This is a genomic window from Rhodococcus koreensis, assembly GCF_017068375.1.
Lineage (GTDB): Bacteria > Actinomycetota > Actinomycetes > Mycobacteriales > Mycobacteriaceae > Rhodococcus_F > Rhodococcus_F koreensis.
Genome location: NZ_CP070609.1, coordinates 3,658,288 through 3,683,205, shown reverse-complemented (window position 1 = coordinate 3,683,205; position 24,918 = coordinate 3,658,288). Strand labels below are relative to the sequence as shown.

At 68.5% G+C, this 24,918-nt stretch carries 18 protein-coding genes and 1 pseudogene; 13 read left to right on the top strand and 6 right to left on the bottom strand.

Going from position 1 to position 24,918, the window contains the following annotated elements; genetic code table 11:
- The first annotated feature begins 14 nt into the window (after positions 1-14).
- The 4 genes and pseudogenes from JWS14_RS16950 to JWS14_RS16935 all read left to right on the top strand — a co-directional run bounded on the left by JWS14_RS16950 (position 15) and on the right by JWS14_RS16935 (position 4,648).
- Positions 15-1,380 (top strand): annotated as a pseudogene (locus tag JWS14_RS16950) (hemolysin family protein).
- Entirely contained in the window at positions 1,373-2,386 is a 1,014-nt protein-coding gene (locus JWS14_RS16945) for a hemolysin family protein (RefSeq protein WP_095861658.1), read from the top strand. Before JWS14_RS16950 ends, JWS14_RS16945 begins: the two are co-directional and overlap by 8 nt.
- A gap of 55 nt (positions 2,387-2,441) precedes the next feature.
- Positions 2,442-2,972 carry a hypothetical protein gene (locus JWS14_RS16940; RefSeq protein ID WP_174705544.1) on the top strand — a complete coding sequence of 177 codons (531 nt, stop codon included), beginning with the start codon at positions 2,442-2,444 and terminating at the stop codon, positions 2,970-2,972.
- 218 nt (positions 2,973-3,190) lie between these two features.
- Positions 3,191-4,648, top strand: coding sequence for a PepSY-associated TM helix domain-containing protein (locus tag JWS14_RS16935; RefSeq protein ID WP_206013862.1), 1,458 nt, complete (start codon positions 3,191-3,193; stop codon positions 4,646-4,648).
- 30 nt (positions 4,649-4,678) lie between these two features.
- Here the strand turns inward: JWS14_RS16935 and JWS14_RS16930 are convergent, their stop codons facing one another.
- Together JWS14_RS16930 and JWS14_RS16925 are read right to left on the bottom strand one after the other, a co-directional pair.
- Positions 4,679-5,347, bottom strand: a complete 669-nt coding sequence (locus JWS14_RS16930; protein ID WP_206013861.1) for an AIM24 family protein — start codon at positions 5,345-5,347, stop codon at positions 4,679-4,681.
- Between the two features lie 21 nt (positions 5,348-5,368).
- Positions 5,369-5,845, bottom strand: coding sequence for an Lrp/AsnC family transcriptional regulator (locus JWS14_RS16925; protein ID WP_072946749.1), 477 nt, complete (start codon positions 5,843-5,845; stop codon positions 5,369-5,371).
- 135 nt (positions 5,846-5,980) lie between these two features.
- Between JWS14_RS16925 and pdhA the strand changes: the two genes are divergently transcribed.
- The 5 genes from pdhA to JWS14_RS16900 all read left to right on the top strand — a co-directional run bounded on the left by pdhA (position 5,981) and on the right by JWS14_RS16900 (position 11,262).
- Positions 5,981-7,117: a pyruvate dehydrogenase (acetyl-transferring) E1 component subunit alpha gene (gene pdhA, locus JWS14_RS16920; protein WP_206013860.1), complete on the top strand. Its 1,137-nt coding sequence runs from the start codon at positions 5,981-5,983 to the stop codon at positions 7,115-7,117.
- Positions 7,118-7,120: 3 nt separating this feature from the next.
- Positions 7,121-8,125, top strand: a complete 1,005-nt coding sequence (locus JWS14_RS16915; RefSeq protein ID WP_095861660.1) for an alpha-ketoacid dehydrogenase subunit beta — start codon at positions 7,121-7,123, stop codon at positions 8,123-8,125.
- Positions 8,122-9,345 carry a dihydrolipoamide acetyltransferase family protein gene (locus JWS14_RS16910; RefSeq protein ID WP_206013859.1) on the top strand — a complete coding sequence of 408 codons (1,224 nt, stop codon included), beginning with the start codon at positions 8,122-8,124 and terminating at the stop codon, positions 9,343-9,345. Before JWS14_RS16915 ends, JWS14_RS16910 begins: the two co-directional genes overlap by 4 nt.
- Positions 9,346-10,719 (top strand): dihydrolipoyl dehydrogenase, encoded by a 1,374-nt coding sequence (lpdA, locus tag JWS14_RS16905; RefSeq protein ID WP_206013858.1) that lies wholly within the window; start codon positions 9,346-9,348, stop codon positions 10,717-10,719. It abuts the gene before it with no gap.
- Positions 10,720-10,827: 108 nt separating this feature from the next.
- Positions 10,828-11,262, top strand: coding sequence for a VOC family protein (locus JWS14_RS16900; RefSeq protein WP_095861663.1), 435 nt, complete (start codon positions 10,828-10,830; stop codon positions 11,260-11,262).
- Between the two features lie 12 nt (positions 11,263-11,274).
- Here the strand turns inward: JWS14_RS16900 and JWS14_RS16895 are convergent, their stop codons facing one another.
- Complete coding sequence (locus JWS14_RS16895) at positions 11,275-12,153, bottom strand: nucleotidyltransferase domain-containing protein (protein ID WP_206016069.1); 879 nt, start codon at positions 12,151-12,153, stop codon at positions 11,275-11,277.
- Between JWS14_RS16895 and JWS14_RS16890 the strand changes: the two genes are divergently transcribed.
- The gene (locus tag JWS14_RS16890; protein WP_206013857.1) at positions 12,152-12,547 is read left to right on the top strand and encodes a VOC family protein; all 396 of its coding nucleotides are present in this window, start codon (positions 12,152-12,154) and stop codon (positions 12,545-12,547) included. The two genes, JWS14_RS16895 and JWS14_RS16890, sit on opposite strands and share 2 nt — an antisense overlap.
- Positions 12,548-12,556: 9 nt before the next feature.
- Here JWS14_RS16890 and JWS14_RS16885 read toward each other — a convergent pair whose 3' ends face one another.
- Positions 12,557-13,702, bottom strand: a complete 1,146-nt coding sequence (locus tag JWS14_RS16885) for an FUSC family protein (protein ID WP_095861666.1) — start codon at positions 13,700-13,702, stop codon at positions 12,557-12,559.
- Positions 13,703-13,977: 275 nt separating this feature from the next.
- Here JWS14_RS16885 and JWS14_RS16880 point away from each other — a divergent pair, with 275 nt between their 5' ends.
- On the top strand, positions 13,978-16,341 hold the full coding sequence (locus JWS14_RS16880; protein ID WP_420855138.1) for an arylsulfatase: 2,364 nt from the start codon (positions 13,978-13,980) through the stop codon (positions 16,339-16,341).
- 50 nt (positions 16,342-16,391) lie between these two features.
- Here JWS14_RS16880 and JWS14_RS16875 read toward each other — a convergent pair whose 3' ends face one another.
- Complete coding sequence (locus tag JWS14_RS16875) at positions 16,392-17,504, bottom strand: M48 family metallopeptidase (protein WP_206013856.1); 1,113 nt, start codon at positions 17,502-17,504, stop codon at positions 16,392-16,394.
- Positions 17,505-17,725: 221 nt separating this feature from the next.
- Here JWS14_RS16875 and JWS14_RS16870 point away from each other — a divergent pair, with 221 nt between their 5' ends.
- Both JWS14_RS16870 and JWS14_RS16865 read left to right on the top strand, forming a co-directional pair.
- A complete protein-coding gene (locus JWS14_RS16870; RefSeq protein ID WP_206013855.1) occupies positions 17,726-20,182 on the top strand; it encodes a transketolase-like TK C-terminal-containing protein in 2,457 nt (818 codons plus the stop codon).
- 17 nt (positions 20,183-20,199) lie between these two features.
- Positions 20,200-21,372 carry an NAD(P)/FAD-dependent oxidoreductase gene (locus JWS14_RS16865; RefSeq protein WP_206013854.1) on the top strand — a complete coding sequence of 391 codons (1,173 nt, stop codon included), beginning with the start codon at positions 20,200-20,202 and terminating at the stop codon, positions 21,370-21,372.
- Positions 21,373-21,413: 41 nt separating this feature from the next.
- Here JWS14_RS16865 and JWS14_RS16860 read toward each other — a convergent pair whose 3' ends face one another.
- Positions 21,414-24,878, bottom strand: a complete 3,465-nt coding sequence (locus tag JWS14_RS16860; RefSeq protein WP_206013853.1) for a serine/threonine-protein kinase — start codon at positions 24,876-24,878, stop codon at positions 21,414-21,416.
- Positions 24,879-24,918: the final 40 nt, after the last annotated feature.

Genomic DNA, 24,918 nt, shown 5'->3' with positions numbered 1-24,918 from the left:
ACGCGGGTGACACCGTGGTGACCGTCCTGAGCATCGGCTTCGGCGTCGTCGTCGTATTACTGATCACCGCCCTGACCGGCTATTTCGTCGCGCAGGAATTCGCGTACATGTCGGTCGACCGCTCGCGGCTCAAGGCCAGGGCCGAGGCGGGAGACATGGGCGCCGCACGCGCGCTGGCCGTCACGCGCCGCACCTCGTTCATGCTTTCCGGCGCCCAGTTGGGCATCACGGTCACCGGTCTGCTCGTCGGTTACGTCGCCGAACCCCTGATCGGGCGCGGTCTCGGCGAACTTCTCGGCGGCGTCGGCATCCCGACCGCGGTCGGGGTCGGTGTCGGTGCCGTCCTCGCCGTCCTGTTCTCCACCTTCGTCCAGATGCTGTTCGGTGAACTGTTCCCGAAGAACCTGGCGATCGCCCGTCCCGAACCGGTGGCGCGATGGCTCGCGCTGTCGACCACCGTCTACCTGAAACTTTTCGGCTGGTTGATCTGGTTGTTCGACCAGTCGTCGAACCTGCTGCTGCGCGCTGCGGATCGAGCCGGTCCACGACGTCGAGCACTCGGCGACCGCACGGGACCTCGAGCACATCGTCGCCGAGTCCCGCGACGCCGGTGAGCTGCCGCGGGAACTGTCGACCCTGCTCGACCGGATCCTCGACTTCCCCACCCGCACCGCCGGGCACGCCATGATTCCCCGCGCCCACGTCGACACCGTCCGGGCCGACGAACCCTTGAGCAGCGTGCTCGGGAAGATGGGCGCCGGACACACCCGCTACCCCGTCGTCGGGACCTCCTCCGACGACCTGCGCGGCGTCATCCACCTCCACGACCTCCTCGGCGACCAGGCCGACGGGGTGGCCGCGTCCCGGACCCGCGCGGCCGTCGTCGTGCCGACGTCGCTGCCGCTGCCCGACGTGCTGGAACAGCTGACAGCCGCCCGGGACGAGATGGCCCTCGTCGTCGACGAGTACGGCGGGTTCGCCGGCGTCATCACGATCGAGGATCTCGCGGAGGAACTCGTCGGTGAGATCGCCGACGAACACGATCCCGACGGCGACACGTCGGTGACGGGCTCCGAATCCGAGGGCTGGACGATGCCCGGCGACCTGCACATCGACGAGGTGGAGCGCGTCCTCGGACACGACCTCCGGTCCGGCGACTTCGAGACGCTCGCCGGCGCCGTCATCGCGGAGTTCGGTGGTCTCCCCCTCGTCGGGGATGTCGTCGCGATCCGATTGAACCCGGATCCGGCCGACCTGATCGCCGACGCCCATCCGCCCGTCCGCAACCTCGACGCCGAGGTGCGGGCGGTCGACAAGCACGTTCCATCCTCGCTGTTCGTGAGGCTCCGCATCGTGGAGAGTGACTCGACCGATGAGTAATCCCTGGGTCGTTCTGGTGGTCACCGTCGGGTTGATCGCGGCCAGCGCGTTCTTCGTGGCCATCGAGTTCGCACTGATCGCCGCCCGTCGCCACCGGCTCGAGGACGCCGCCCCCACCAGTCGGGCGGCGCGGGCCGCTCTGCGCAGCGCATCCGAGCTGTCGGTGTTGCTGGCGGGATCCCAGCTGGGCATCACCGTGTGCACCCTCGCACTCGGTGCCGTCACGAAGCCGGCCGTGCATCACTGGCTCACCCCGGCGTTCGAAGGGTGGGGTGCGCCGCTGTGGCTCGCGGACGTCCTCGGATTCGTCCTCGCCCTGATCATCGTCACGTTCCTGCACCTCGTCGTCGGCGAGATGGCACCGAAGTCGTGGGCGATCGCGCACCCGGAGAAATCGGCGACCCTGCTGGCGATCCCGATGCGCGCGTTCATGTGGGCCACCCGCCCACTGCTGCTGGTGCTGAACCGGATGGCGAACCGGTGCCTGCGACTGTTCGGCGTGGAACCGGTCGACCAGGTCGGGGCGGGCCAGGATCCCGATGCGCTGCGTCACCTCGTCGAGCACTCCGCGACCGTCGGCACGCTCGACGAGCGGTACCACGGCCAGCTGACCAGTGCCCTGGCACTCCAGTCGCTCACCGTGCGGGACATGGTGCGGCCGAACACCTCCCCGAGCAGCGTCGCCCCGGATGCGACCGCCGCGGCGATCAAGGCGGCAGCGGATCGGAGCGGCCACCTCCGGCTGCTCGTGCGCGACGAGGACGGGATCAGGGGCGTGGTGCACGCGCGGGACAGTCTGCGGGCAGGCGCGGGAGTCACTGCCGCCGACCTGATGCGCCCGGTGCTGACCCTCGACGCGGACGCCGCCGTGTACGAGGCGTTGCACACGATGCGCGAGACCCGTAGCCATCTCGCGATCGTCACCGACGACGGGCAGCTGATCGGCGTCGTCACGCTGACGGACGTCCTCGCGCGTCTGCGCCCGGCGGCGGGGGCGTCCGCCTGACCCGTTTCGCATACCGCGGCCGGTGCCGGGATCGTGGGAGCGGTACCCTCGCGGGGTGAATTCACGGTTGGATGTGGTCGCGCGGGTGCGCGGCTCCGTCGTGGGTTCACTGTCCGGCGCGGTCAGCATCGCCGCGCACGGTATCGCCGGCGGCGGAATGCCCCCGAGCGACGGTTCGGTGGTGCTGCTTCTCGCGGCGTGCGCCGCCGTCGGAGCGTCGGTCGCCGCCATCCGGGTGGCCAGCCGCGAATGGTTGTTCGTGCTGTCGGTGCTCGCAGTGGGCCAGCTGATCGGCCACACCACGCTGGCGTTGGCGGCCGATCATGCGCACGGCCTGGGACTGTCCACTCCGATGATCGCCGCGCACATCGCCGCCATTGCGGTGGCCGCGGTGCTGGTCCGATCGGCCGAACGCGCCTGTCTGCGGGCCCTGGCGGCGCTGACGCGCATCGTTCTCGCCGTCCTGGCCCCACTGCAGGTCGATACCGGCACCTGGTCGGCGACCCCGGTCTACCGCGCGAAGCTGTCGTTGTGGCTGCTGGTCGCCGCGGGCGCCGGCACCCGCGGGCCACCCGCACTCGTCTAGTCGAACCTCTCACCGCCCTCCCGGCGCACACGGAAAGACGTGTCGCTCGCCGGTCGGGCGTGTTCTCACACGGCACCAGCAGACTCCCGGCGAGTCCCGGTGCCGATCCCTTCCCGAGTCGGAACATCCCTGACCTCGCGTTGCCCAGCGCACCCCTGACGTGCGCGGCCTCGACGGCGCTGGGTGCCCGCCTCACCCGAACTCGAATCGAGACCATCATGTCCATTCCCGAACTCGAACGCGACAAACCCGTCGCGCCCGCCCCGTCCTCGTCGGCGTCGCCGCCGCGCAGTCTCCGGCCACTGATCCTGCGTCTGCACTTCTACGCGGGGATTCTGGTGGCCCCGTTCCTGGTGATCGCCGCCGTCAGCGGCGGCCTCTACGCCCTCGCGCCGTCCGTCGAGCAGCTGGTCTACCGCGACTACCTGCATGTCGACTCGACCGGGCCCGATCTGCCGATGTCCGAACAGGTGCGGGCCGCGCAGCAGGTTCGCCCGGACCTCGCCGTGGCGGCCGTGCGCCCGGCGACCGAACCGGGTGAGACGACGCAGGTGATGTTCACCGACCCCGGGCTGGGCGAATCCGAACGACTCGCGGTCTTCGTCGATCCCGCCACCGCGCAGCCGAAGGGCGAACTGGTGGTGTACGGCAGCAGTGGGGCGCTGCCGATGCGGACCTGGATTTCGCAGTTGCACCGGCACCTGCACCTCGGTGAGCCCGGACGTATCTACAGTGAGCTCGCCGCGTCGTGGCTGTGGGTCATCGCGCTCGGCGGCGTGTACCTGTGGGTGCAGCGGTATCGCACGACCCGGGCCCGGAACGCGGACGCCGCCAGGTTGTGGACGCTCGACCGGTCGAGCCGCGGCCGCAACCGTACCCTGAGCTGGCACGGGGTGGTCGGGGTCTGGATCGCGGTCGGTCTGGTGTTCCTCTCGGCGACGGGCCTGACCTGGTCGCGGTACGCGGGCGAGAACGTCGGCGAACTCCGTACCGCCCTGAGCTGGACCACCCCCAAGATCGACAAGAAACTGGACTCGGCTCCGAACACCGGCGGCGCTGCCTCGGGCGGTCACGACGGGCACGGCGCCGGGCACACTCCCGCGTCGGATCCGGGAATCCTCGACACGAACGTGGGCGAACTCGACACCGTCCTCGACGTCGCCCGGCGCAGCGGTGTCACCGGCGCCGTCGAGGCGACCGTTCCCGCGGACACGGGCACCGCGTTCACGGTCACCCAGACCCGCGAACCATGGCAGTTCTCGACCGATTCGATCGCCATCGACGGGGCCACGGGCACCGTGACGGACGTGTCGCGGTTCGCCGACTGGCCGCTCGCCGCGAAGCTGACGTCCTGGGGCATCGCCCTGCACATGGGTTTGCTGTTCGGTCTGCTCAACCAGCTGATCCTGGCCGCTCTCGCGGTGGCGTTGCTCGCCGTCATCATCCGCGGCTACGTCCTCTGGTGGCGGCGCAGTCCCACCCGCGGCACTGCCCGGGCGGTGGGCAGGCCGCCGGCGCGCGGCACGTGGCGTCGAATCCACCCGGTCGCGGCCGTGACCGGAGTCGCCTGCGTCGTCCTCGTCGGCTGGTTCGTCCCGCTTCTGGGACTGAGCCTCGTCGCGTTCCTGCTCGTCGACGTCGCGGTCGGTGCCCTCGGCCGTACCCGGGCCGGGTGATCGACAGGGGCACCCGCACAGACGCCGCGGTCAATGCGTGGGAACCGGGTGCCCCTCCGACGCCTGCACGACGACGAATCCGTTTCCGGTGAGGCACAGCTGATATGCCTCACCGGATCCTCGGCCGATCGCAGCGCCCATCTTCGCCGTCTTGCGGATCGTCGAGTGCAGGCCGGTCGACCACAGCACTGCGCTCTGCATGTCGACGTAAGTGGGGGTGTCCACGTTCAGGACGACGGGGGTGCCGTACACGGTGACGGCGAGAACGCCGCGCCCGGTGAACGTGGTGTTGAACAGTCCGCCACTGAGCATCGACGCGCCCTCGACGCGGTGGATATCCCAGGTCAGGGAACTGTCGAACGCGAGGACGTTGGAACCGTTGACGGTCACCGACTCGTCCTCGAGTTCGAGCAGGAAGATCTCGTCGGCGTCGCGGGCGAGGAACACGTCGCCGTTGCCGGACACCTTCATCAGCGACATGCCCTCACCGGTGAACGCCTTCTTGAAGAACTTCCCGACGCCGCCGCTGCCCTCGTACGAGAAGTCGACGTCACCCTGGTACGCGACCATCGCTCCCTGCCGGGCGAAGAAGTGGCCGCCAGTTCCGGTCAAGTCCACCTTGAGCATTCGGGGATTCTGGAGCACGAAGGTGCCCGGTTCTCCGTTGCGTTCCGCGTTCTTCATCAGGTCGCTGCGCATGCTGCGATCGTATCCGCCGCGTCAACGAACCCATTCCGGACCGGGCCCGCTGGCTTCCTCGAAAATCAGCCACGTCTTGGTCGCCTGCACACCTTCGAGGCTCTGCAACCGTTCGAGGACGACGTGACGCAGTGCGCTGTTGTCCGGTGCGCGGACGAGGACGAGAACGTCGAAATCGCCACCCAGTAGTGAGAAGTGCTCGACGAACGGCAATGTCCGCAGCTGGGTGGAGATTCCCCGCCACGAGTCCTGCCTGATCGACAGGGCGATGAACGCGGAGGAGCCCAGGCCCGCTTTGGAGTGCGAGATGCGGGTGGTGAATCCTTCGATGATCCCGGCTTCCTGCAACCGTTCGATGCGGACGTACGCGTGGGCGCGGGAGATGTGCGCCTTCTCCGCCAGCGCTCGCATCGAGATGCGGCTGTCGGCGACGAGTTCCTTGATGATGCGTCGGTCGATCGCGTCGAGTTCGTACGTGTCCGTTGTGCCCTCGGCCATCTGTCCATCCCTGCTGTGGTCGCTCACACTCCGGTGAGACATTCTGCCCCCGACAGGCCGATTCTAGGCCATTTGTCTCCGATTCCTCCCAGTCGTTGTCGATAGGTCGTTCAGTTGCGAGCATTGACGAACACAATGCATATGGAGGTAGACGTGACGCTCGTAGAGCAGCCCCCGGCGAGGCCGTATCGGAAGTTCCTTCCCGCCGACAGTGCGGTGCAGTATCTGGATTCGGCGGGCGCGCTCACCGAGAGCGAGGCCCGGTACCCGAGGCCGAGTGACGACCGTCTGGTGGAGATGCACCGGGACATGGTGCTGGGCAGGCGCTTCGATCAGCAGGCGACGGCCCTGACCAAGCAGGGCCGGCTGGCGGTGTATCCGTCCTCGCGTGGCCAGGAGGCCTGCCAGATCGCGGCGGCGATGAGCCTGCGACCGACCGATTGGATGTTCCCCACCTACCGCGACTCGGTGGCGCTCGCCGCCCGCGGTATCGAGCCGGTCGAGATCCTCAGCATGCTCGCCGGCGACTGGCACTGCGGCTACGACCCGGCGCGGCACCGCAGTGCACCCCAGTGCACCCCGCTGGCCACTCAGTTGCTGCACGCCACCGGTGTGGCGTACGGCGAACACCGCAGGGGCCGAGACGCGATCGCGCTGGCGTTCTGCGGCGACGGCGCGACCAGTGAGGGCGACTTCCACGAGGCCCTCAACTTTGCGGCCGTGTTCAAGGCCCCGGTGGTGTTCCTGGTGCAGAACAACGGATTCGCGATCAGCGTGCCGCTCGCCCGGCAGAGCGCCGCACCCACGTTGGCGCACAAAGGCGTCGGCTACGGAATCGGCAGCGAGCAGGTCGACGGCAACGACCCGGTCGCCATGCTCGCCGTGATGGACGAGGCAGCGAACTTCGTCCGGGCCGGCAACGGGCCGGTCATCGTCGAGGCCCGCACCTACCGGATCGACGCGCACACCAACGCCGACGACGCCACCCGCTACCGCGACTCGTCCGAGGTGGAGCAGTGGCTCGGACGCGACCCGCTGACCCGGCTGGAGAAGTACTTGCGCGGCCGGGACCTGCTCGACGACGCGTCCGTCGACGCCCTGACCGCCGAGGCCGACACCGCCGCCGCGGCCCTGCGCGCCGGAATGAACGTCGACCGGCCCCACGACCCGCTCGATCTGTTCCGGCACGTCTTCGCCGAACCCACCCCACAGTTGCGCGAACAGCAGGCCCAGGTGCAGGCCGAACTGGCCGCCGAATCCGAGGAGCACTGAATCATGCCCACACTCACCATGGCTCAGGCCCTGAACACCGCGCTGCGCGACGCGCTCGCCGCGGACGAGAACGTCGTCGTCTTCGGTGAGGACGTCGGCACGCTCGGCGGCGTCTTCCGGGTCACCGACGGACTCACCCGCGACTTCGGCGACGACCGCTGCTTCGACACCCCGCTCGCCGAATCCGGCATCATCGGTTTCGCCATCGGCATGGCGATGGCCGGGTTCAAGCCGGTCGTCGAGATGCAGTTCGACGCGTTCGCGTACCCGGCGTTCGAGCAGATCGTCTCCCACGTCGCGAAGATCCGGAACCGCACCAAGGGCGCGCTGTCGGTGCCGATCGTCATCCGGATCCCGTTCGCCGGCGGCATCGGCGGCGTCGAGCATCACTGCGATTCCAGTGAGGGCTACTACGCGCACACCCCGGGGCTGAAGGTGGTGGCCCCGTCCACCGTCGAGGACGCCTACACCCTGCTGCGCGCCGCCATCGACGACCCGGACCCGGTGATCTTCCTCGAGCCGAAACGGCTGTACTTCTCCCGCGCCGACGTCGATCTCGCGGTGGGCGCGCCGATCGGGAAGGCAGCCGTCCGGCGTGCCGGCCGGGACGCGACCCTCGTCGCCTACGGTCCGTCGGTGACCGTCGCGCTGGAGTCCGCCGAGGCCGCCGCGGCGGAGGGTCACGACCTCGAGGTGATCGACCTGCGGTCGATCGTGCCGTTCGACGACGAGACGGTCATGGCGTCGGTCCGGAAGACCGGCCGGTGCATCGTCATTCAGGAGGCGCAGGGATTCGCTGGCGTCGGCGCCGAGATCGCCGCCCGCGTCCAGGAACGCTGCTTCCATCACCTGCACGCCCCGGTGTTGCGGGTCAGTGGATTCGACATCCCGTACCCGGCGCCGAAACTCGAACGCCTGCACTTGCCGAACATCGACCGCGTCCTCGACAGCGTCGACCGGTTGCAGTGGAACGACTCCGCCGACACCCGTTGGGCGGTGACAGCATGAGCGGCCAAGTCTTCCTGCTCCCCGACCTCGGCGAGGGACTCACCGAGGCCGACATCGCCGAGTGGCGAATCCGCGTCGGCGACACCGTCACCATCGACCAGGTGGTCGTCGAGGTCGAGACCGCCAAAGCCGCGGTCGAGGTGCCGATTCCGTTCGAGGGTACGGTGATCTCCCTGCACGGCGACGAAGGCTCGACACTGAAGGTCGGCACCCCACTGATCACCGTGAGCGGTACCCCCGCCGCGCACGAGCAGTACCGCGAGGAGGAACAGTCCGGAAGCGGCAACGTCCTGATCGGGTACGGCACCAGTGAGGACACCGGTCGGCGCCGGCGTCGGGTCGCCGCGAACCGCGAAGTCGCGCAGGCCCCCAACGCTTCTGCGACGCGGGTCATCTCGCCGGTCGTCCGCAACCTCGCGCGGCAGAACGACCTCGACCTGTCGCGGCTGCCGGGCAGTGGTCCCGGTGGTGTGATCACCCGCGCCGACGTCGAGCGGGCGCTCGACACCACGCCCGACTCCACTGACGTGCAGCGGATACCGATCAAGGGCGTGCGCAAGGCGGTCGCCGACAAGCTGTCCACGAGCCGCCGCGAAATTCCGGACGCCACGACGTGGGTGGACGTGGACGCCACCGAACTCGTGCAGGCCCGCCGCACGATCAACGCCGCACTGCCCGAGGACGACAAGGTCGGTCTGATGGCCCTGCTCGCCCGCCTGGCGCTCGCGGCGCTCGCGCGGTACCCGGAACTGAACTCCACAGTTGACACCGAACGCAACGAGATCGTGCGCTACGGTCATGTGCACCTGGGCATTGCGGCGCAAACCCCACGCGGGCTGGTCGTCCCGGTGATCGAGAAGGCCGACTCGCTCACGACCGTCGACCTTGCCCGGCAACTGCGGGACACCACGGCGCTGGCCCGCGAGGGAGCACTCCCGCCGTCGCGGCTGACCGGGGGCACGTTCACCCTCAACAACTACGGTGTGTTCGGTGTGGACGGTTCGACCCCGATCATCAACCATCCCGAGGCGGCGATCCTCGGTGTGGGTCGTATCGTCGACAAACCGTGGGTGGTGGACGGGCAGTTGGCCGTTCGGAAGGTGATGCAGGTGTCGCTGAGTTTCGATCACCGGGTGTGTGACGGCGGTGTCGCCGGAGGATTCCTCCGGCTGTTCGCCGACTACATCGAGAACCCGATCACCTTCCTGGGGAGGCTGTAGATGACAGGCGCGCACAGCGACGTCCTGATCCTCGGCGGCGGCTCCGGCGGTTACGCCTGCGCCTTCCGGGCCGCGCAACTCGGGCTGTCGGTCACGCTGATCGAGGCGGACAAGATCGGCGGAACCTGCCTGCACCGGGGTTGCATCCCGACCAAGGCGCTGCTGCACTCCGCCGGGATCGCCGACGCCGCGCGGACCGGTGTGGAGTTCGGGGTGCGAACGACGTTCGACGGCATCGACATCGACGCGGTGCACCGGTACAAGAACGGCACGATCGATCGCTTGCACAAGGGGCTCCGAGGCCTGGTCGCCCACCACAAGATCACCGTCGTGACCGGTCACGGAAAGTATCTCGGGAACAGGACGATCGAGGTGGACGGCACCCGCTACACGGGAACGTCCGTGGTTCTCGCCACCGGCTCCGACGCCCGGACCGTTCCGTCCATCGAGCTCGGTGAGCGCATCGTCACCAGCGACGACGCCCTGAACCTCGGGTTCGTCCCGAAGAAGGCCATCGTCCTCGGCGGCGGCGTGATCGGTGTCGAGTTCGCCAGTGTCTGGGCGTCGTTCGGCGCGGACGTGACCATCGTCGAGGCACTTCCTCGCCTGGTCGCGGCGGAGGATCCCTGGTGCTCGAAGCAACTCGAACGCGCGTTCCGCAAACGCGGTATCTCCACCCGAACCGGCGTCACGGTCGCCGCGGCGAAGGAGACCGCGGACGGCGTCCTCGTGGAACTCGACGGCGGCGACACCCTCGAGGCGGACATCCTGCTCGTGGCGGTGGGGCGGGGACCGCGCACCGGAGACTGCGGATTCGCCGAACACGGCATCACCCTCGACCGCGGGTTCGTCGTCACCGACGACCGGCTCCGCACCCCCGTCGACGGCGTGTATGCCGTCGGAGACATCGTGGCCGGACTTCAATTGGCGCACCGCGGCTTTCAGCAGGGAATCTTCGTCGCCGAGGAGATCGCCGGCCTCGATCCGGTCCCCGTGGCCGAGCATCTCGTTCCGCGGGTGACGTACTCGCACCCGGAGGTCGCGTCCGTCGGCCTCACCGAGGACGCCGCCCGCGAACGGCACGGCGACGCGACCTCCGTGGTGTACGACCTCGCGGGTAACGGCAAGAGCCAGATCCTGCGAACGTCGGGCGGGATCAAGGTCGTCAGGGCCGGGGACACGGGCCCGGTGGTGGGTGTGCACATGGTCGGCGACCGCGTCGGCGAGCTGATCGGCGAGGCCCAGCTGACCGTCGCCTGGGAAGCCCTGCCCACCGACGTGGCTCCGTTCGTCCACGCGCACCCCACGCAGAACGAGGCGCTGGGCGAGGCGATGCTCGCGTTGTCGGGGAAGCCGCTCCACACGCACGGCTGAGCGCGGCGTCGTCGATGCGCCACCACGCGATGCGGAACGGTGCCACTATCTGATGCGGAGCAGTTTCGCTCCCCAGGTACACCGCCCAGCTACGGAGGAACTCGCATCATGGACTGGACACTCGAAGTGGTCGTTCTGCCCGTCAGTGACATCGATCGTTCCGTCGCGTTCTACCGCGACAAGCTCGGTTTTCATCTCGATCACGACACCACCAACGAGCACATGCACGTCGTTCAGCTGACGCCGACCGGTTCGGGGTGTTCGATCGTGATCGGCGACCTCCCGTCGCACACGGAGATGGCGCCGGGGTCGATGAGGGGACTGCAGTTGGTGGTCGCCGACGCCGCCGCTGCCCGCCAGGAGTTGCTCGATCGAGATGTCGAGGTCAGTGAGATCACCGTGTTCGACGAGCGTGACGGGGGAACGTTCTTCGGATTCGCCGATCCCGACGGCAATACGTGGGCGGTCCAGCAGATCAGGGCGCGGGCGGAGAAGCCGCTGATTCCGGTCGAGGCCCGCGGGCGGTTCGGGGCGGACGGCTGAGGGTGCGCGTGCTCAGGTGAGCGGGCAGGCGTCGCGGGTGTCCGCGACGAGCTGTTCGGCCAGGGTGAGAGCGGCAGTCAGTTCGTCCGGTGTCGTGCCGAGCCGGCCGAGGACGGCGTGAGCACGAGCGCCGAAGTCGGCCGGTGCGTTCGGCAGGGCGCCGGCGGCGGCTGCGGCGCCCTTCTCGCTGATGAGCCAGCGCCGGGCGTGGGCGTGCAGGGCGTGGGCGCACAGGCATACTGCGCGGAACAGGCACCCCGCCACGTAGGTGGTGTCGGCTCGCGGGATTGCCTTGCGGGCCAGCGCGGTGACGAACTCCGCCTCCCACAGCCCCCGCCGCACCAGGGCGTCGCGCAGCGCGTCCGGGTAGTGCTGCATGGCGGTTCGGAACTCAGCGAGCTGTCCGGACGGATCGACGAGGATCACCGCCGACGCGAGTTCGCCGGCGTACGCGATGTCCGCGAACCCGAACGGGTGACCGGTCTGGGCGTGGAACCCGTACACCCCCTGTTGCGAGTCCTGCCAGACCGAGGCCACCCGGTCGAGGTCGCGGTACAGCCAGTCCACCGCCCGGCCGTCGTACGACAGCCACGCCCCGCCGTCGACCCACGGACCCCATTCGCCGGTGCGGGTCGCAGACGCCCCGGCGCCCGCCCACTCCTGCGCGAGCGCGGTCAGCCCGTCGGTGTCGAGCGTCCCGCGGTAGTAGACGCCGAGGTCGTAGTCGGATTCCGCCGTGTGCGTGCCACGGGCGCGGCTGCCGCCGAGGGTGACGCCGACGACGCCGTCGACGCGACACAACCGCTCGGCGAGGGGCCGCAATATCGCATCCTGAAATTCCACACCCACATCGTCCACCCCGGCCCGGCACAGCGGATAAGTTCGGATCATGCTCATTCTGGGAACGACCGTCATCGGGGCACGCGACGTCGACCGCGCAGTCAGGTTCTGGACCGAGGCACTCGGATTGGCCGCGCGCCCGCCGGTCGGCGACAACGGCTTCACCAACCTGACCCGGCCCGACGGCCGGCCGGTGCTCGCGATCCAGCAGAGCGAACACGACGCGGAACCCGAACCACGACTGCACCTCGACCTGCACGCCCGCGACAGCGAAGATCAGGCCGCCGAGATCGAACGACTCGTCGGTCTCGGCGCGCAGCGGGTGCCGTGGGACCGGTACCCGGAGGAATCGGACTTCGTGGTGCTGGCGGACACCGAGGGCAACCGGTTCTGCGTCATCGACAACTCCCGTGCGCCCGACGAGTGCCGGCTCGACCTGTCCTGAGCTACGGGGCTACGCGGCTTCCGCGTACTGGGCGGGGCGGGGCAGCATCGGCCGGCAGACGGCGCGCGGGATGCCGCACACCTCGAAGAAGTCGATCACGATCGATCGGACCTGTGCGGACACGACCGCCGCGGAGAACCCGGCCGAGATCTCCTGCTGCGGCAGTGCGCGTGCGAACCGTTCGAGTTCGTCGCTGAGCTGGATTTCGTTGGGCTTCTTCGCGGGAGTCGCGAGGATCATGAGCCGCATCCGGTCGGCGAGGTGCGCCAGTTCGGAGACGGCGTCCGCCAACTGCGGGTCCACCCGCTCGCCGTCGTACGTGGCGATCAGGGCTCGCCGCACCAGAACCCGGGTGTTGCGTGCGGCGTTGTCGATCGGGTCCGCGATCGACGCGAGCCGGCCGATGCGGCGACGTCCCCGCCAGTGAATCGGCGAGATGCGCGCCACCTCGGAGCCCGAACGGAGTTCGACGCGCATGCTGTCGATGGTCGACTGCGTCGAACGGGCAAGCGCGAGAGCGTCCTCCAGTGCGGAGACATCGCCGGCGGCCAGTCCCTTCGACGTCTGCCGGAGGGCCGCGGCGACGCTGTCCAGCACCGCGGCGGCACACCGGCGCGTCCGTCGCACGGGGTCGGTGGGCAACACGGACAGCGCCACCAGACTCAGCGCACCGCCGATCAACGCATCGACGACCCGATCGAACGGGTGCGCGGCGGTCGCGGACGCCATCGCCGCGACCAACGCCGCCGACGAACCCGACTGCAGCACGATCACCGAGCCACCGTCGAGGAGCACCGCGAAAGACATGGCCACCGCCACCACGAGGCAGATCTGCCACGGGCCGTTGCCGATGTACCGCACGACGACGTCCGACACGATCGTTCCGATGGTGACACCGGCGATGAGTTCACCGGCGCGGCGGCTGCGGGCGCCACGCGCGACGCTCAGGCACACGACCGCGGCCAGCGGGGCCAGCAACGGCTGCTCGTGACCGGCCACCTCGACCGACACCCACCACGCCGCCCCCGCGGTGACCGCCGTCTGCGCAATCGGTACCAGGTACCCCGCGAAGCGAAGCAACGCGGTGCGCAGCGACGGCCATGCGGTGGAGCCGGCACGTCGGAGGAGGCCGAGTATCGAGATGAGCTGGAGCACAGTGGTACAGCTTTCTGGACGATCACACGCGGGCAGGAGCACGTTCACCGCAAATCCTGTCCTGAAAATCTTACGCGCGTGTAAAAGTGGCCCCTTTCATTGCGCAGATCACGTTCTGCCACCGGTTTTGGGCGATGCAGGTCACAGCGGGTGAACGCGGTTTGGAATCTTCGTGATTCAAACCACTCGCCGGGGTCGTGAGCATCCGTACGATTCCCCCACATGTGCGGGGAAATCCTTTCTCCGTGAGTGAAGGGATTGCGCGCGTGCCCGAAGTGGGAAGTAACGGAACCGGTGGTGTCGACGGTCAGCAGCAGATCCCGTCGGGCGCGCGAGGGTACGACGGATTCGGCGGGCGCATCGGGCGGACGAGCGCGGAGTCGACGCCGTGGTGGAAGCCGGAGACGAAGGCCCCGGCCGGCGCGCCGAACATCGTGGTGATCCTCATCGACGACATGGGCTATTCGGACATCGGGCCGTTCGGCTCCGAAATCGACACCCCCAACCTCAACCGGCTCGCCGACAGCGGCTACCGGCTGTCGAATTATCACACCACCTCGGTCTGCTCACCGGCCCGCGCTGCGCTGCTCACCGGGCTGAACCCGCACCGCGCCGGGTACGGCAGCGTCGCGAACTTCGATCCCGGCTTCCCCGGGCTGCGGATGGAACTGGCGGACGACGCGCTGAGCCTCGCCGAGATCCTCCGCGCGAACGGGTACGCCACGCACGCGGTGGGGAAGTGGCATCTCGCGCGCGACACCAACCTCGCGCCGGGGCGCACCCGCGACTCCTGGCCGCTGCAACGCGGGTTCGACAGCTACTACGGGTCGCTCGAAGGGCTGAATTCGTTCTACTACCCGAACGAGTTGATCTCCGACAATTCGGTGGTCGACGTCGAGGAGTACCCGTCGGACTACTACGTCACCGACGACATCACCGACAAGGCCGTCGCCCGCATCAAGAGCCTGCGCGCACACGACGCCGACAAGCCGTTTTTCCTGTACTTCTCGCACATCGCCATGCACGGGCCGCACCAGGCCAAGCCCGAAGACCTCGCGAAGTACCGCGGCCGCTACACCGAGGGCTGGGACGCCGTGCGACGCAACCGGTTCGATGCCCAGGTCGAGGCCGGGTTCTTCCCTCCCGGCACGCCGATCGCCGAGCGGAACACCGAACCCGGCTACGACGCCCCGCCGTGGGACGAGCTCACCGAAGAGGAGCAGTTACGGTTCGCCCGGTACCAGGAGGTCTACGCCGCCATGGTCGACAGCATCGACCAGAGCGTGGGCCGGGTCCTCGACACCCTCGACGAACTCGGCGAAACCGACAACACCATCATCGTGTTCACCTCCGACAACGGCGGCACGGCCGAAGGTGGTGCGGTGGGAACCCGTTCGTACTTCAGTCAATTCGTGCACGGGCCGGTGCCGTCCGACTGGGTGCGCGACGTCCCGCACGACGAGGAACTGATCGGCTCGGAGAAGATCGGAGTCCACTACCCGCGCGGCTGGGGCCAGGCGTCCAACACGCCGTTCCGGTTCTACAAGGGGCAGACGTTCGCCGGCGGTGTCCGGGTGCCGTTCCTGCTGTCCTGGCCTGCCGGGCTCCGGCGCGCCGACGGCGACACCGGGCTGCGCAAGCACTACTCGTACGTCACCGACATCACCCCGACCCTCCTGGACCTCGCCGGACTCGAGACGCCGACCCATCGGAACGGGCTTCCCGCGCAGGAGCGCGACGGCGTCAGCATCGCCGAGGTCCTGCGCGACGCGACGCAGCCGACCCCGCACACGGAGCAGTACGCCGAGTTCGGCGGTCACCGCGGGTTCTACCGGGACGGCTGGAAACTGCTGTCGCTGCACACGGATCCGACCCGGGTCGACGATCCGCAGTGGCAACTGTTCGACGTCGAATCCGACCCCGCCGAGACCACGGACGTCGCACACCTCTTCCCCGAGAAGGTGCAGGAACTGGCCGAGGCATGGGATCGCGCGGCCTGGCACAACACCGTGTTCCCGATCCTCAACGACCGCAAGGCCGTGCAGCGCCGGCCCGACGAGCGCCGGCTCGCGGAACCGGTGAAGATCCTCGCGGGCACACCCACGCTGGAACGCTATCGGTCCAGTGTGCTGATCCAGTACCGCGACTTCACCATCGACGTCGCCACCCACGAGATCGCCGCAGGCGACGAGGGAGTGCTCGTCGCGCACGGCGATCCGCACGGCGGTTATGTGCTCTACGTCGAGGACGGTCGAATCGTGTTCGCGGTCAACAGCTACGGCCGTGTCGCACACACGTCGGCGCCCCTGGGCGAGGGTGTGGTCGGTGTGCAGGTGCGGGCCGAGGCCACCGAATCCGTCCGGTGGAACTTCACCGTCGCGCTCACCGATGGGGCCGGGGTGACCACCGATGTCGCCACCCTCGACGACCAGTTCCAGCTCGTCGGCATGGCGCCGTGGACCGGGATCTCGGTGGGCGTCGACGCCCGCGGACCGGTGGTGTGGGATCTGCGGGAACGGCGAGGGACGTTCCGGTTCACCGGCCGACTGCGGTCGGTCACCTACACCCCCGGACCGGTGCGGGTACCCGAACCGGTCATCCAGGAGGTCGAGGAGCTGGCCGAGGCAATGGCCGACTGACGGGAAGGCCGGGCGCGGGCTGCGGCGCCCGGCCTACCGTCGGCTTCCGGTCAGTTGTCGCCGTCGCTCTTGTCGTCGGAATCCCGCTTGCCCTCGGAATCCTTCTTGCCGTCGGAGTTCCGGCGCCAGTGGGTGAAGCGTTCCTTGATGTCCGCCGCGACGTCGCCGACACCATTGCCGACGGCGTCGACGGTGGTGCCCAGTCCGCTGCCGATCTCGCGGAGCATGCGGATCAGCGGGTCGTTGGAGGCGTCGAAATTCTGCTTGTACGTTTTCGCGGCCTTGCGGAACTCTTCGCTGATCTTGGCGTCGTCGTCCTCGTGCCGGCGTGGGTACTCTCCTCGCAGGATTGCCGCGTAGGCGCCGCTGTCCACCCATTTCTTCAACTCGGCGGCCCGCAGCACCGAGAAGGGGTGGGCGAGCAGTTCGATGTTGAGGAGCTTGAGGACGCCGTCGCGGAGGTCACCGCTGGCGTCGTACTCCGCGGCCTGGGCCAGGAAGGCGTCGGTGTCGATCTCACTCACCCGGGAACCGCCGGCCAGCTTCAGTTGCACGCGGAGGGCGGTGTGGACGTCCTGACCGCACAGCAATCCGGCACGGTCGCCGGACAGTTCGGACTTACGCTGCCATTCCATGAGCGCGGCGATGATCGCCCGCAGCGCCCACCCGCCGATGGGCATCCAGCCGATGGTCCCGGCCAGCCGCATCAGGTGCATGAGGATCGTGCGATACACCGCGTGCCCGGACAGGGCGTGCCCGAGTTCGTGACCGATGACGAACCGCTGCTCTTCGTAGTTCATCACGTCGAGCAACCCGGTGGTGACCACGATGAACGGCCGGTCCATGCCGATGGTGAAGGCATTCACCACCGGGGTCTGCAGCACGAACAGCTCAGGTGTCTCGTCGGCACCCAGGATCCGCACGCAGTCGCTGCGGAGGTCGTGGAGATCGCTGAACTGCCGTTCGTCGACGCGCACCGACGTGGCCAGGTACATCAGCCGGTGCTGACGCTCCTGCAGCAGACCCGAGATGGTCCGGAAAACGGTGTCGAACCCCTTCAGCGTGCGCAGGGTGACGAGCGCCGCCCGGTCCGCGGGGTGCTCCCACGTACGCGAACTGATGTCCGGGAACGCCGTGCGAACGCGGTCTGGTGTGGTGGTCAAATCGATCCCCCTGAGTTGGTGTGCGCGGTGAACAGCCCTTCCGGTCAGGGTAGCGCCGGGCGGTGGCGACGGCGGTTGTGCTGGGCATTTTGCCAACCGTCGACCGCGGCGTCCGCTCTGTGAATGCGCAGGATGCTTAACTTTGGTAAACGGTATTGCTCAAAGTGCGTTCCGGTGGTCGACTGTTGTGAGAGATCTGCACATGAGACCTCGAAGATGCGGTGAGGCCGGTTCCCACAGGTCCGCCTGCCCGTCACCGCCGATCCGCCTCGCTCACGAACTGGGCCGAGGAGGATCGGATTCGGTGCCCGGAACTCACAGGCAAGGACGAAACCATGAACGACGCCCGCACGATCGATGCCCACACGAACCAACTCGCCCCGCGCTCGAGCACTCCGGAAGCACTCGTGGAGATCGAGCAACGGGTGTTGTGGTTGGCGACGTCGATGATCCATCACGCCAACCGGGTTCGGCCGAATCCGACGGGGTTGAAGGTGGGTGGGCATCAGGCGTCGTGTGCGTCGATGGTGTCGATCATGACGTCGTTGTGGTTCGAGCAGTTGCGGCGGGGGGATCGGGTGTCGGTGAAGCCGCATGCTTCGCCGGTGCTGCACGGCATCAACTACCTGCTGGGGGAGTTGGACGAGAAGTATCTGACGACGTTGCGGGAGTTCGGTGGCCTGCAGTCCTACCCCAGTCGGGCGAAAGATCCGGATCCGGTGGACTATTCGACCGGGTCCGTCGGGATCGGTGCCACGGCCCCGATCTGGGGTGCCATCGCCCGACGCTACGTCGACACCACCATCGGCGGTGCCGGGACGGGACGACAGTACTCACTGGTCGGGGATGCGGAGTTGGACGAGGGCGCGGTGTGGGAGGCGATCCTGGACACCTCGGTCGCCGAACTCGGGGAGATCGTGTGGATCGTCGATTTGAACCGGCAGTCCCTGGACCGGGTGGTCCCGAACATCGCCGCCGGCCGGCTCGAGGCGATGTTCTCCGCCGCGGGGTGGCAGGTGATCACCGTGAAGTTCGGGACCCTGCTCGAGTCGTTGTTCACCCGGGCCGGTGGTCCGGCGATGCGGACCCGGATTCTGGACATGCCCAACCCCGAATACCAGCGGCTGTTGCGCTGCGACGCCGAGGAACTGCGTCGTCGTTTGCCCGGCGACGGCCCCGACGCGGCGGCGATCGCCTCGCTGATCGGCGAGTTGGATGACGCCACCCTGCTGCGGGCGATCCGCAATCTCGGTGGGCACGACCTCGACGCCCTCCGCGCCGCCTATGCGCGGATCGACGACACCCGGCCGACGGTGATCATCGCGTACACCATCAAGGGCCGCGGCCTGCCCACGCAGGGGCACCCGCAGAATCATTCGTCGTTGCTGACGGTGGAGCAGTACCAACAGCTGGCCACCGAACTGGGGATGGATCCGAACGATCCGTGGGCACGGTTCGCCGCGGACAGCACCGCGGGCCGGGTGTGCGCGGCCACCGCGGAGACGTTGACGCGCAAGAAGGTCGAACTCGCCACACCGCCCGCCGTCCCCGCCGACATCGGGCGCACCCCGTCCGGGACGTCCACGACCCAGGCAGCGCTCGGGCGGGCGTTGCTGGATCTGTCGCGTCAGGCCCCGGACGCGGCGAAGCGGGTGGTCACGGTCAGCCCGGACGTCTCGTCGACGACGAATCTGGCGGGCTGGTTGAACAAGGTCGGGGTGTGGTCGCCGAACGAGCGCCGCAACTGGTTCGACGACGACGCCGAGACGATCATGCACTGGCGGGAAAAGCCCACCGGGCAGCACATGGAACTGGGGATCGCCGAAACCAACCTGGTCGGGTTGATGGGGGAGCTCGGAGCCACCTGGAGCCGGTGGGGTCAGCCGCTGTTCCCGATCGGGGTGATGTACGACCCGTTCGTCGAACGTGCCCTCGAGCCGTGGTCGTACGGGATCTACGCGGGCGGGCAGTCGATCCTGGTCGGCACTCCCTCCGGCGTCACCCTTGCCGCGGAGGGTGGGGCGCACCAGTCGATCAAGACGCCGTCGATCGGGCTGGAGCAGCCCGGGTGTGTGAGTTTCGAGCCGGCGTTCGCGATCGACGTCGAATGGACCCTGCTCGACAGCATCTCCCGGCTGGGACGGCCGGACGGTTCCTCGTCGTACCTGCGCCTGTCGACCCGCCCGGTCGATCAGACCCTCGCCGCCGTGCCCTCCGACCCCGCGGCCCGGGAACGCCGCCGCCGGCAGGTCGTCGCCGGCGCCTACACGCTGCGGCACACCGACAAGCCGGTGGTGACGTTGGTCGGGGTCGGTGCGATGATCACCGAAACCCTCACCGCCGCAGACCGGTTGGCCGAGCAGGGGATTGCCGCGGATGTGGTGTGTGTGACCAGCCCCGGACTGCTGTTCGAGGCGGTCCAGGCCCGCCGCGGACTCGCCGACGGTCCCTCGTGGATCCTCGACCAGGTGTTCCCCGCCGACCGGGCGGCGCCCATGGTGACCGTCCTGGACGGGCACCCGCACACCCTCGCGTTCCTGACCGGCATCAACAACGTGCCCGGTGCCGCGCTCGGGGTCAGCAAATTCGGGCAGGTCGGGTCCCTCGACGACGTCTACCGCTACCACGGCATCGACACTGACAGCATCGTCCGCGCCGCCCTCGACCTCACCGACTGAAAGCTGCCGTGTCCGTCATGGATTCACGGTGCGCGTGGGATGACGACCCGGTAGTGGCGGCATGGTCGGGGTTGCCGCGGTTGGAATCACGCCTGACCGCGGATGCGTGCGTCGTCGGACTCGGCGGTTCCGGTCTCGCCGCTGTCGAGGAACTGACAACCCGCGGGCTCACCGTCGTCGGCCTCGATTCGGGTCGCGTTGCCTCGGGCGCGGCCGGACGGAACGGCGGATTCCTGCTGGGTGGTCCGGCGGCGTTCCTGCATTCGTCGGTCGCCGCGTGGGGTGCGGCGTCGGTGGACCTGTACCGGGCGACGCTCGCCGAACTCGACCACCTCGCCGACGTGCTGGGTACGGACGTGATCACGCGAACCGGGTCGATTCGACTGGCCGGACTCCCCGGCGATCCCGTCGACGACGCCGAAGCCGCCGAGCGGGCAGCAGAACTGGTGGATTGCGACACGCTCGCACAGGCACTGCGGGACAATGCCATCGCCGTCGAACCCTACGACGGGGAGCTGGGGCAGGGGATATTCCTGCCCGACGACGCGGCGACGAATCCGTCGCGCCGAGCATTGGGTCTCGCGTCGATACTGCGGAATTCGGCAAGCTTGTACGAGAATTCGCCGGTCACCTCACTCGGACCCGGAGTCGTGCACACCTGGCACGGCACGGTGAGCGCACCGGTGATTCTGGTGGCCGTGGACGGGAAACTCGAGCAGGTACTTCCGGAGCTGGCCGGCCGAGTCCGCACCGCGCGACTGCAGATGCTCGGCACCGTGCCCGGACTGCCGCGGCGCCTGCCGTGCCCGGTGTACGGGCGGTGGGGCTACGACTACGCGCAGCAATCCGCCGACGGCCGATTGCTGGTCGGCGGTGGCCGCGACCTGTTCGCCGACGCGGAGTGGACGTCCGACACTGAGCCGACCCGACCGGTGCAGTCCCACATCGAGAGGGTGGCCGAACGGATGGCCGGGCGGCCGGTGTCGGTGACGCGGAGATGGGCGGCGTCCGTCGGCTTCACTCCCGACGGTCGCCCCCTGTGCTGCGAGGTGCGGCCCGGTGTCTTCGCGGTCGGAGGGTACAACGGGACCGGCAACCTGATGGGGCCCGTCGCCGCCCGGGCCGCAGTCGCGCTGGCGCTGGACGGAATCGCGCCGCCGAGCTATCTGGGTGCGTCGGTGGCTGGCTGAACCCGACGCCGCGTCTCACCGCCGACCCGTGATGCGCTCGTTCAGGCTGGTGAGCCGAGTACTCTGTCGACGAAACTCGGTGTGATCTCCGGATGCTCTTCCCCACCAGTCGCACTCAGTCGTTCACGGAGGGATCGGAGCGCGGTGACCGTCTCCGGTCCGCCGTCGAGGAGGAAGCGGATCAGGCCGTGCCGGGCACAGTGCGCAACGACGGGCAGTAGCGCCTCGTGGGCGTCATCCGCCCGCCCGGCCGCCCACAGGCACGTGGCGAGCAGCCGGCCGGCGTGGAGTCGCGCCATGGCGCGTTCGGTTCCTTCGAGGGCACGCAACCAGTCGCCGGCCCACTCGCAGGCGATACGGATCTGCTCGGCGTCGCCACTGCGGACGAGTAGCAGGATTGCGGACTCGTCCTCCAGTTCGGCGGTGACGCGTTCGATGCCGTCCACCGGTTCCCGGCGCGTTCCGCGGGTGACCGGGACGAAACGGGGCCGAGGCGGCAATCCCAGCCGCACCCGTTCACCGTCCACCGCTGCGCGCAGTCGGGGGAGGGACAGGATGTGCGCGGTGCGGATGCCTTCGTCGAGTAGGGATCCCGCGCTCGCGTGGTCGCCGCGTACCGATCTGATCCGTGCGCCCAGGCAGTAATGGCGAATCATGAAATCGGACGCACCACCCAGTGACGCGGCGTCGGAGGTCTCGCCGAGTAGCTCGGCCGCCTCCTCGATCCTGTCCTGCAGATAGAGTTCCTCGGCGAGCAGCGCACGGGTGAGTCGCGCGTGCTGGGATTGGGTGTTGCCGGCCTCCCGCACGAGATCGAACGCCCGGTGATACAGCTCGCTCGCCCCGGCGATATCGAGCTGCTCCGCCCTCGCCATGCCGGCGAAACAGTACCCGTACGCCACGGAGTAGGGCCCGGTGGTCTTCCGGTGGTACGGGGCAGCCCACGTCTGCCTGTCGTACGCCTCGTCGAAATGGAACTCGTACGTGTCGACGATGGTGGCGATCAGTGCCGCCAACGACACCACGAACGGATGATGGTCGTGGGCGTGGGTCAGGCATTCGGCGACAAGGTCTTTGACACCCGCCGCATGATCGGCGGTGATCCTGATATCGGCCTGCAGGACGTTGGCTTCCACCTGGAGCTGGGCGCGCTCGTCGTCGGGAAGGTCGAGAGTGTCGAGTAGCTCCAGCGTGCGGCGCCGTGCGTTCGCTGCGACGTCGAGCCGTTGCAGCTCGGTGTTCGCCCACCCGATCGTCAGCTGCAATCGGGGACTGGACAGCACCCAATCGGCGGGCAGCTTGTCGATCAGGCCGAGCAGCGTCGACATCTGCGACCGGTCGAGGAGATACAGGCTGTCGTCTTCGAGGAGCCGGACCGCGGCGGTTCGGTCACCGGTCGCGAGTGTGTGGTGGAGGGCCTCTCCGAGGAGGTGCCGTTCCCGGAACCAGGAGGCCGCTCGCCGGTGCAGCGCCGCGATCCGGTCGGGGTGATCGCGCTCGAGACGCTGGCGCAGGATCTGAGCGAAGAGGTGGTGATAGCGGTACCACCTACGGTCCTCGGCCGCCCGGCCGAGGAACAGATCGCGGGCGACGACCTGCTCGAGCCGCGCTGCGCCGTCGGGGATGTCGGCGAGGGCCGACGCCAATTCGCCGCACACCCGTTCCGGAACTGCGGTTGCGAGAACGAAATCGAGGAGGTCGGGTTCGAGTGCGTCGAGGACGTTCTCCGCGAGATACTCACCCAGGGTGTCGGTTCCGGCGCGGAACCGTTCGAGCAGAGTGTCCGGGCCGCCGGATTCCCGCAGGGACAGCGACGCCAATTGGAGCGCCGCGATCCATCCGTCGGTCGAGGCTCGGAGCTCCTCGACGTCGGAGTCGGTCAGGGGTGTCTGCATTCGTTCGGCAAAGAAGTCCCTGGATTCGGCGAAGTCGAATCCCAGTGCTGTGGAATTGATTTCCTTGAGTTCGTCGTGCACGCGCATGCGACTCAACGGCAGTCCGGACCGGCTGCGGCTGGCCACGATGATCTGCAGGTGGTGGCAGCCGTGGTCGAGGAGGAATTCCATCACCGCGATCGATGTCGGCGCGGTGACCCGATGCCAGTCGTCGATCACGACGACAAGTGGATCCCCGCTCTCGTGCAGTCGATTGATCAGCGAGGTGAGCACGAATCGCTCGACCGACTGCCCCTGCTCCTCGAGTGCCTGCCCGAGATCGCCGACCACTTCCGCCCGCACCCGCCGGATCGCTTCGATCAGGTGCGAGAGAAACCACACCGCATTGTCGTCGTCCGAGTCCACCGTCAGCCACGCGACAGTGACTGCGGCGGCGACGAGTTCGTCCCGCCACTGCGCGACCAGACTGCTCTTGCCGAACCCGGCGGGACCGTGGACCAGGGTCAGCCGGCAGCCCCGGCTCGCCCGGAGTTCGTCGAGCAGGCGGTGACGCCGCACCAGTTTCCGGGTGGTCGTCGGTGGGCGGAACTTGGTCAGCGGGACCGGTGGCGTCCGTGGCGTCTGCACCGGGTAGGGACGCGGTGTCGGCTTCGGTGCGAGCGGTGGCGCGGCCTCGGTGGCCTCGGCGTTCTTGCCGGGTGGCTGTCGCGGGGTTCTCTGGGCGGGCACATGCATGTGGTCGACTGCCATCCCGTGTGTGCGTTCGGTGACGCGTAGTTGGTCGCCGAATTCGGCGGCGCTGCCGGGACGTTTCTCCACGGACCGGGCCATCGCCCGTTCCAGTGCTCCGCACACGTCGTTCGGGATGCCGGTGTCGCGCAGGTCCGGGACCGGCTGCGAGGAGATCCGGAGGAACTGGGCGACGACCTGTTCACCGCTGCGGCGTTCGAACGCGGCATGTCCGGTGAGTGCGCAGAACAGTGTTGCTCCGAGGCTGTACACGTCGGAGGCGACGGTGGGCGGGCGGCCCTCGAGCACCTCGGGCGCGGTGAATGCCGGGGAACCCGTGATCGACCCGGCGGCGGTCTCGAAGCCACCGGACACCCGGGCGATACCGAAATCGGTCAGTTGCGGTTCGTCGTATTCGGTCAGCAGGATGTTCGCCGGTTTGACGTCCCGGTGCAACGTGCCCGCACGGTGAGCGGTCTCGAGTGCGCCCGCGATCTTCACCCCGAGCCGAACGGTCGATTCCCACCCGATCGGACCCGTCGTGCGAATCTGTGCGTCCAGGGATCCGTGTTCGTGATACGGCATCACCAGGAAGGGGCGGTCACTCCGGGTGATGCCCACCTGATACAGATCGACGATATTGGGGTGCCCGGACATGCGGCCCATCGCGCGTTGCTCGCGCACGAAGCGGGCGAGATTCTCGCGATCGAGGTCGGTGGTGAGGACCTTGACGGCAACGGTGCGGTCGAGATCTTCCTGCACACAGCGATAGACGACCCCGAACCCGCCCCGTCCGATCTCCACGGCGTCGTCGAAGCCGGCGGCGGACAGTTCCACCGCGATATCCGGCTCGCGCTGCGTGGCCCACCGATCATCCGCCATAGGCTTGCACCACCTCTGACACGCTTCCCCCAGGATAGTC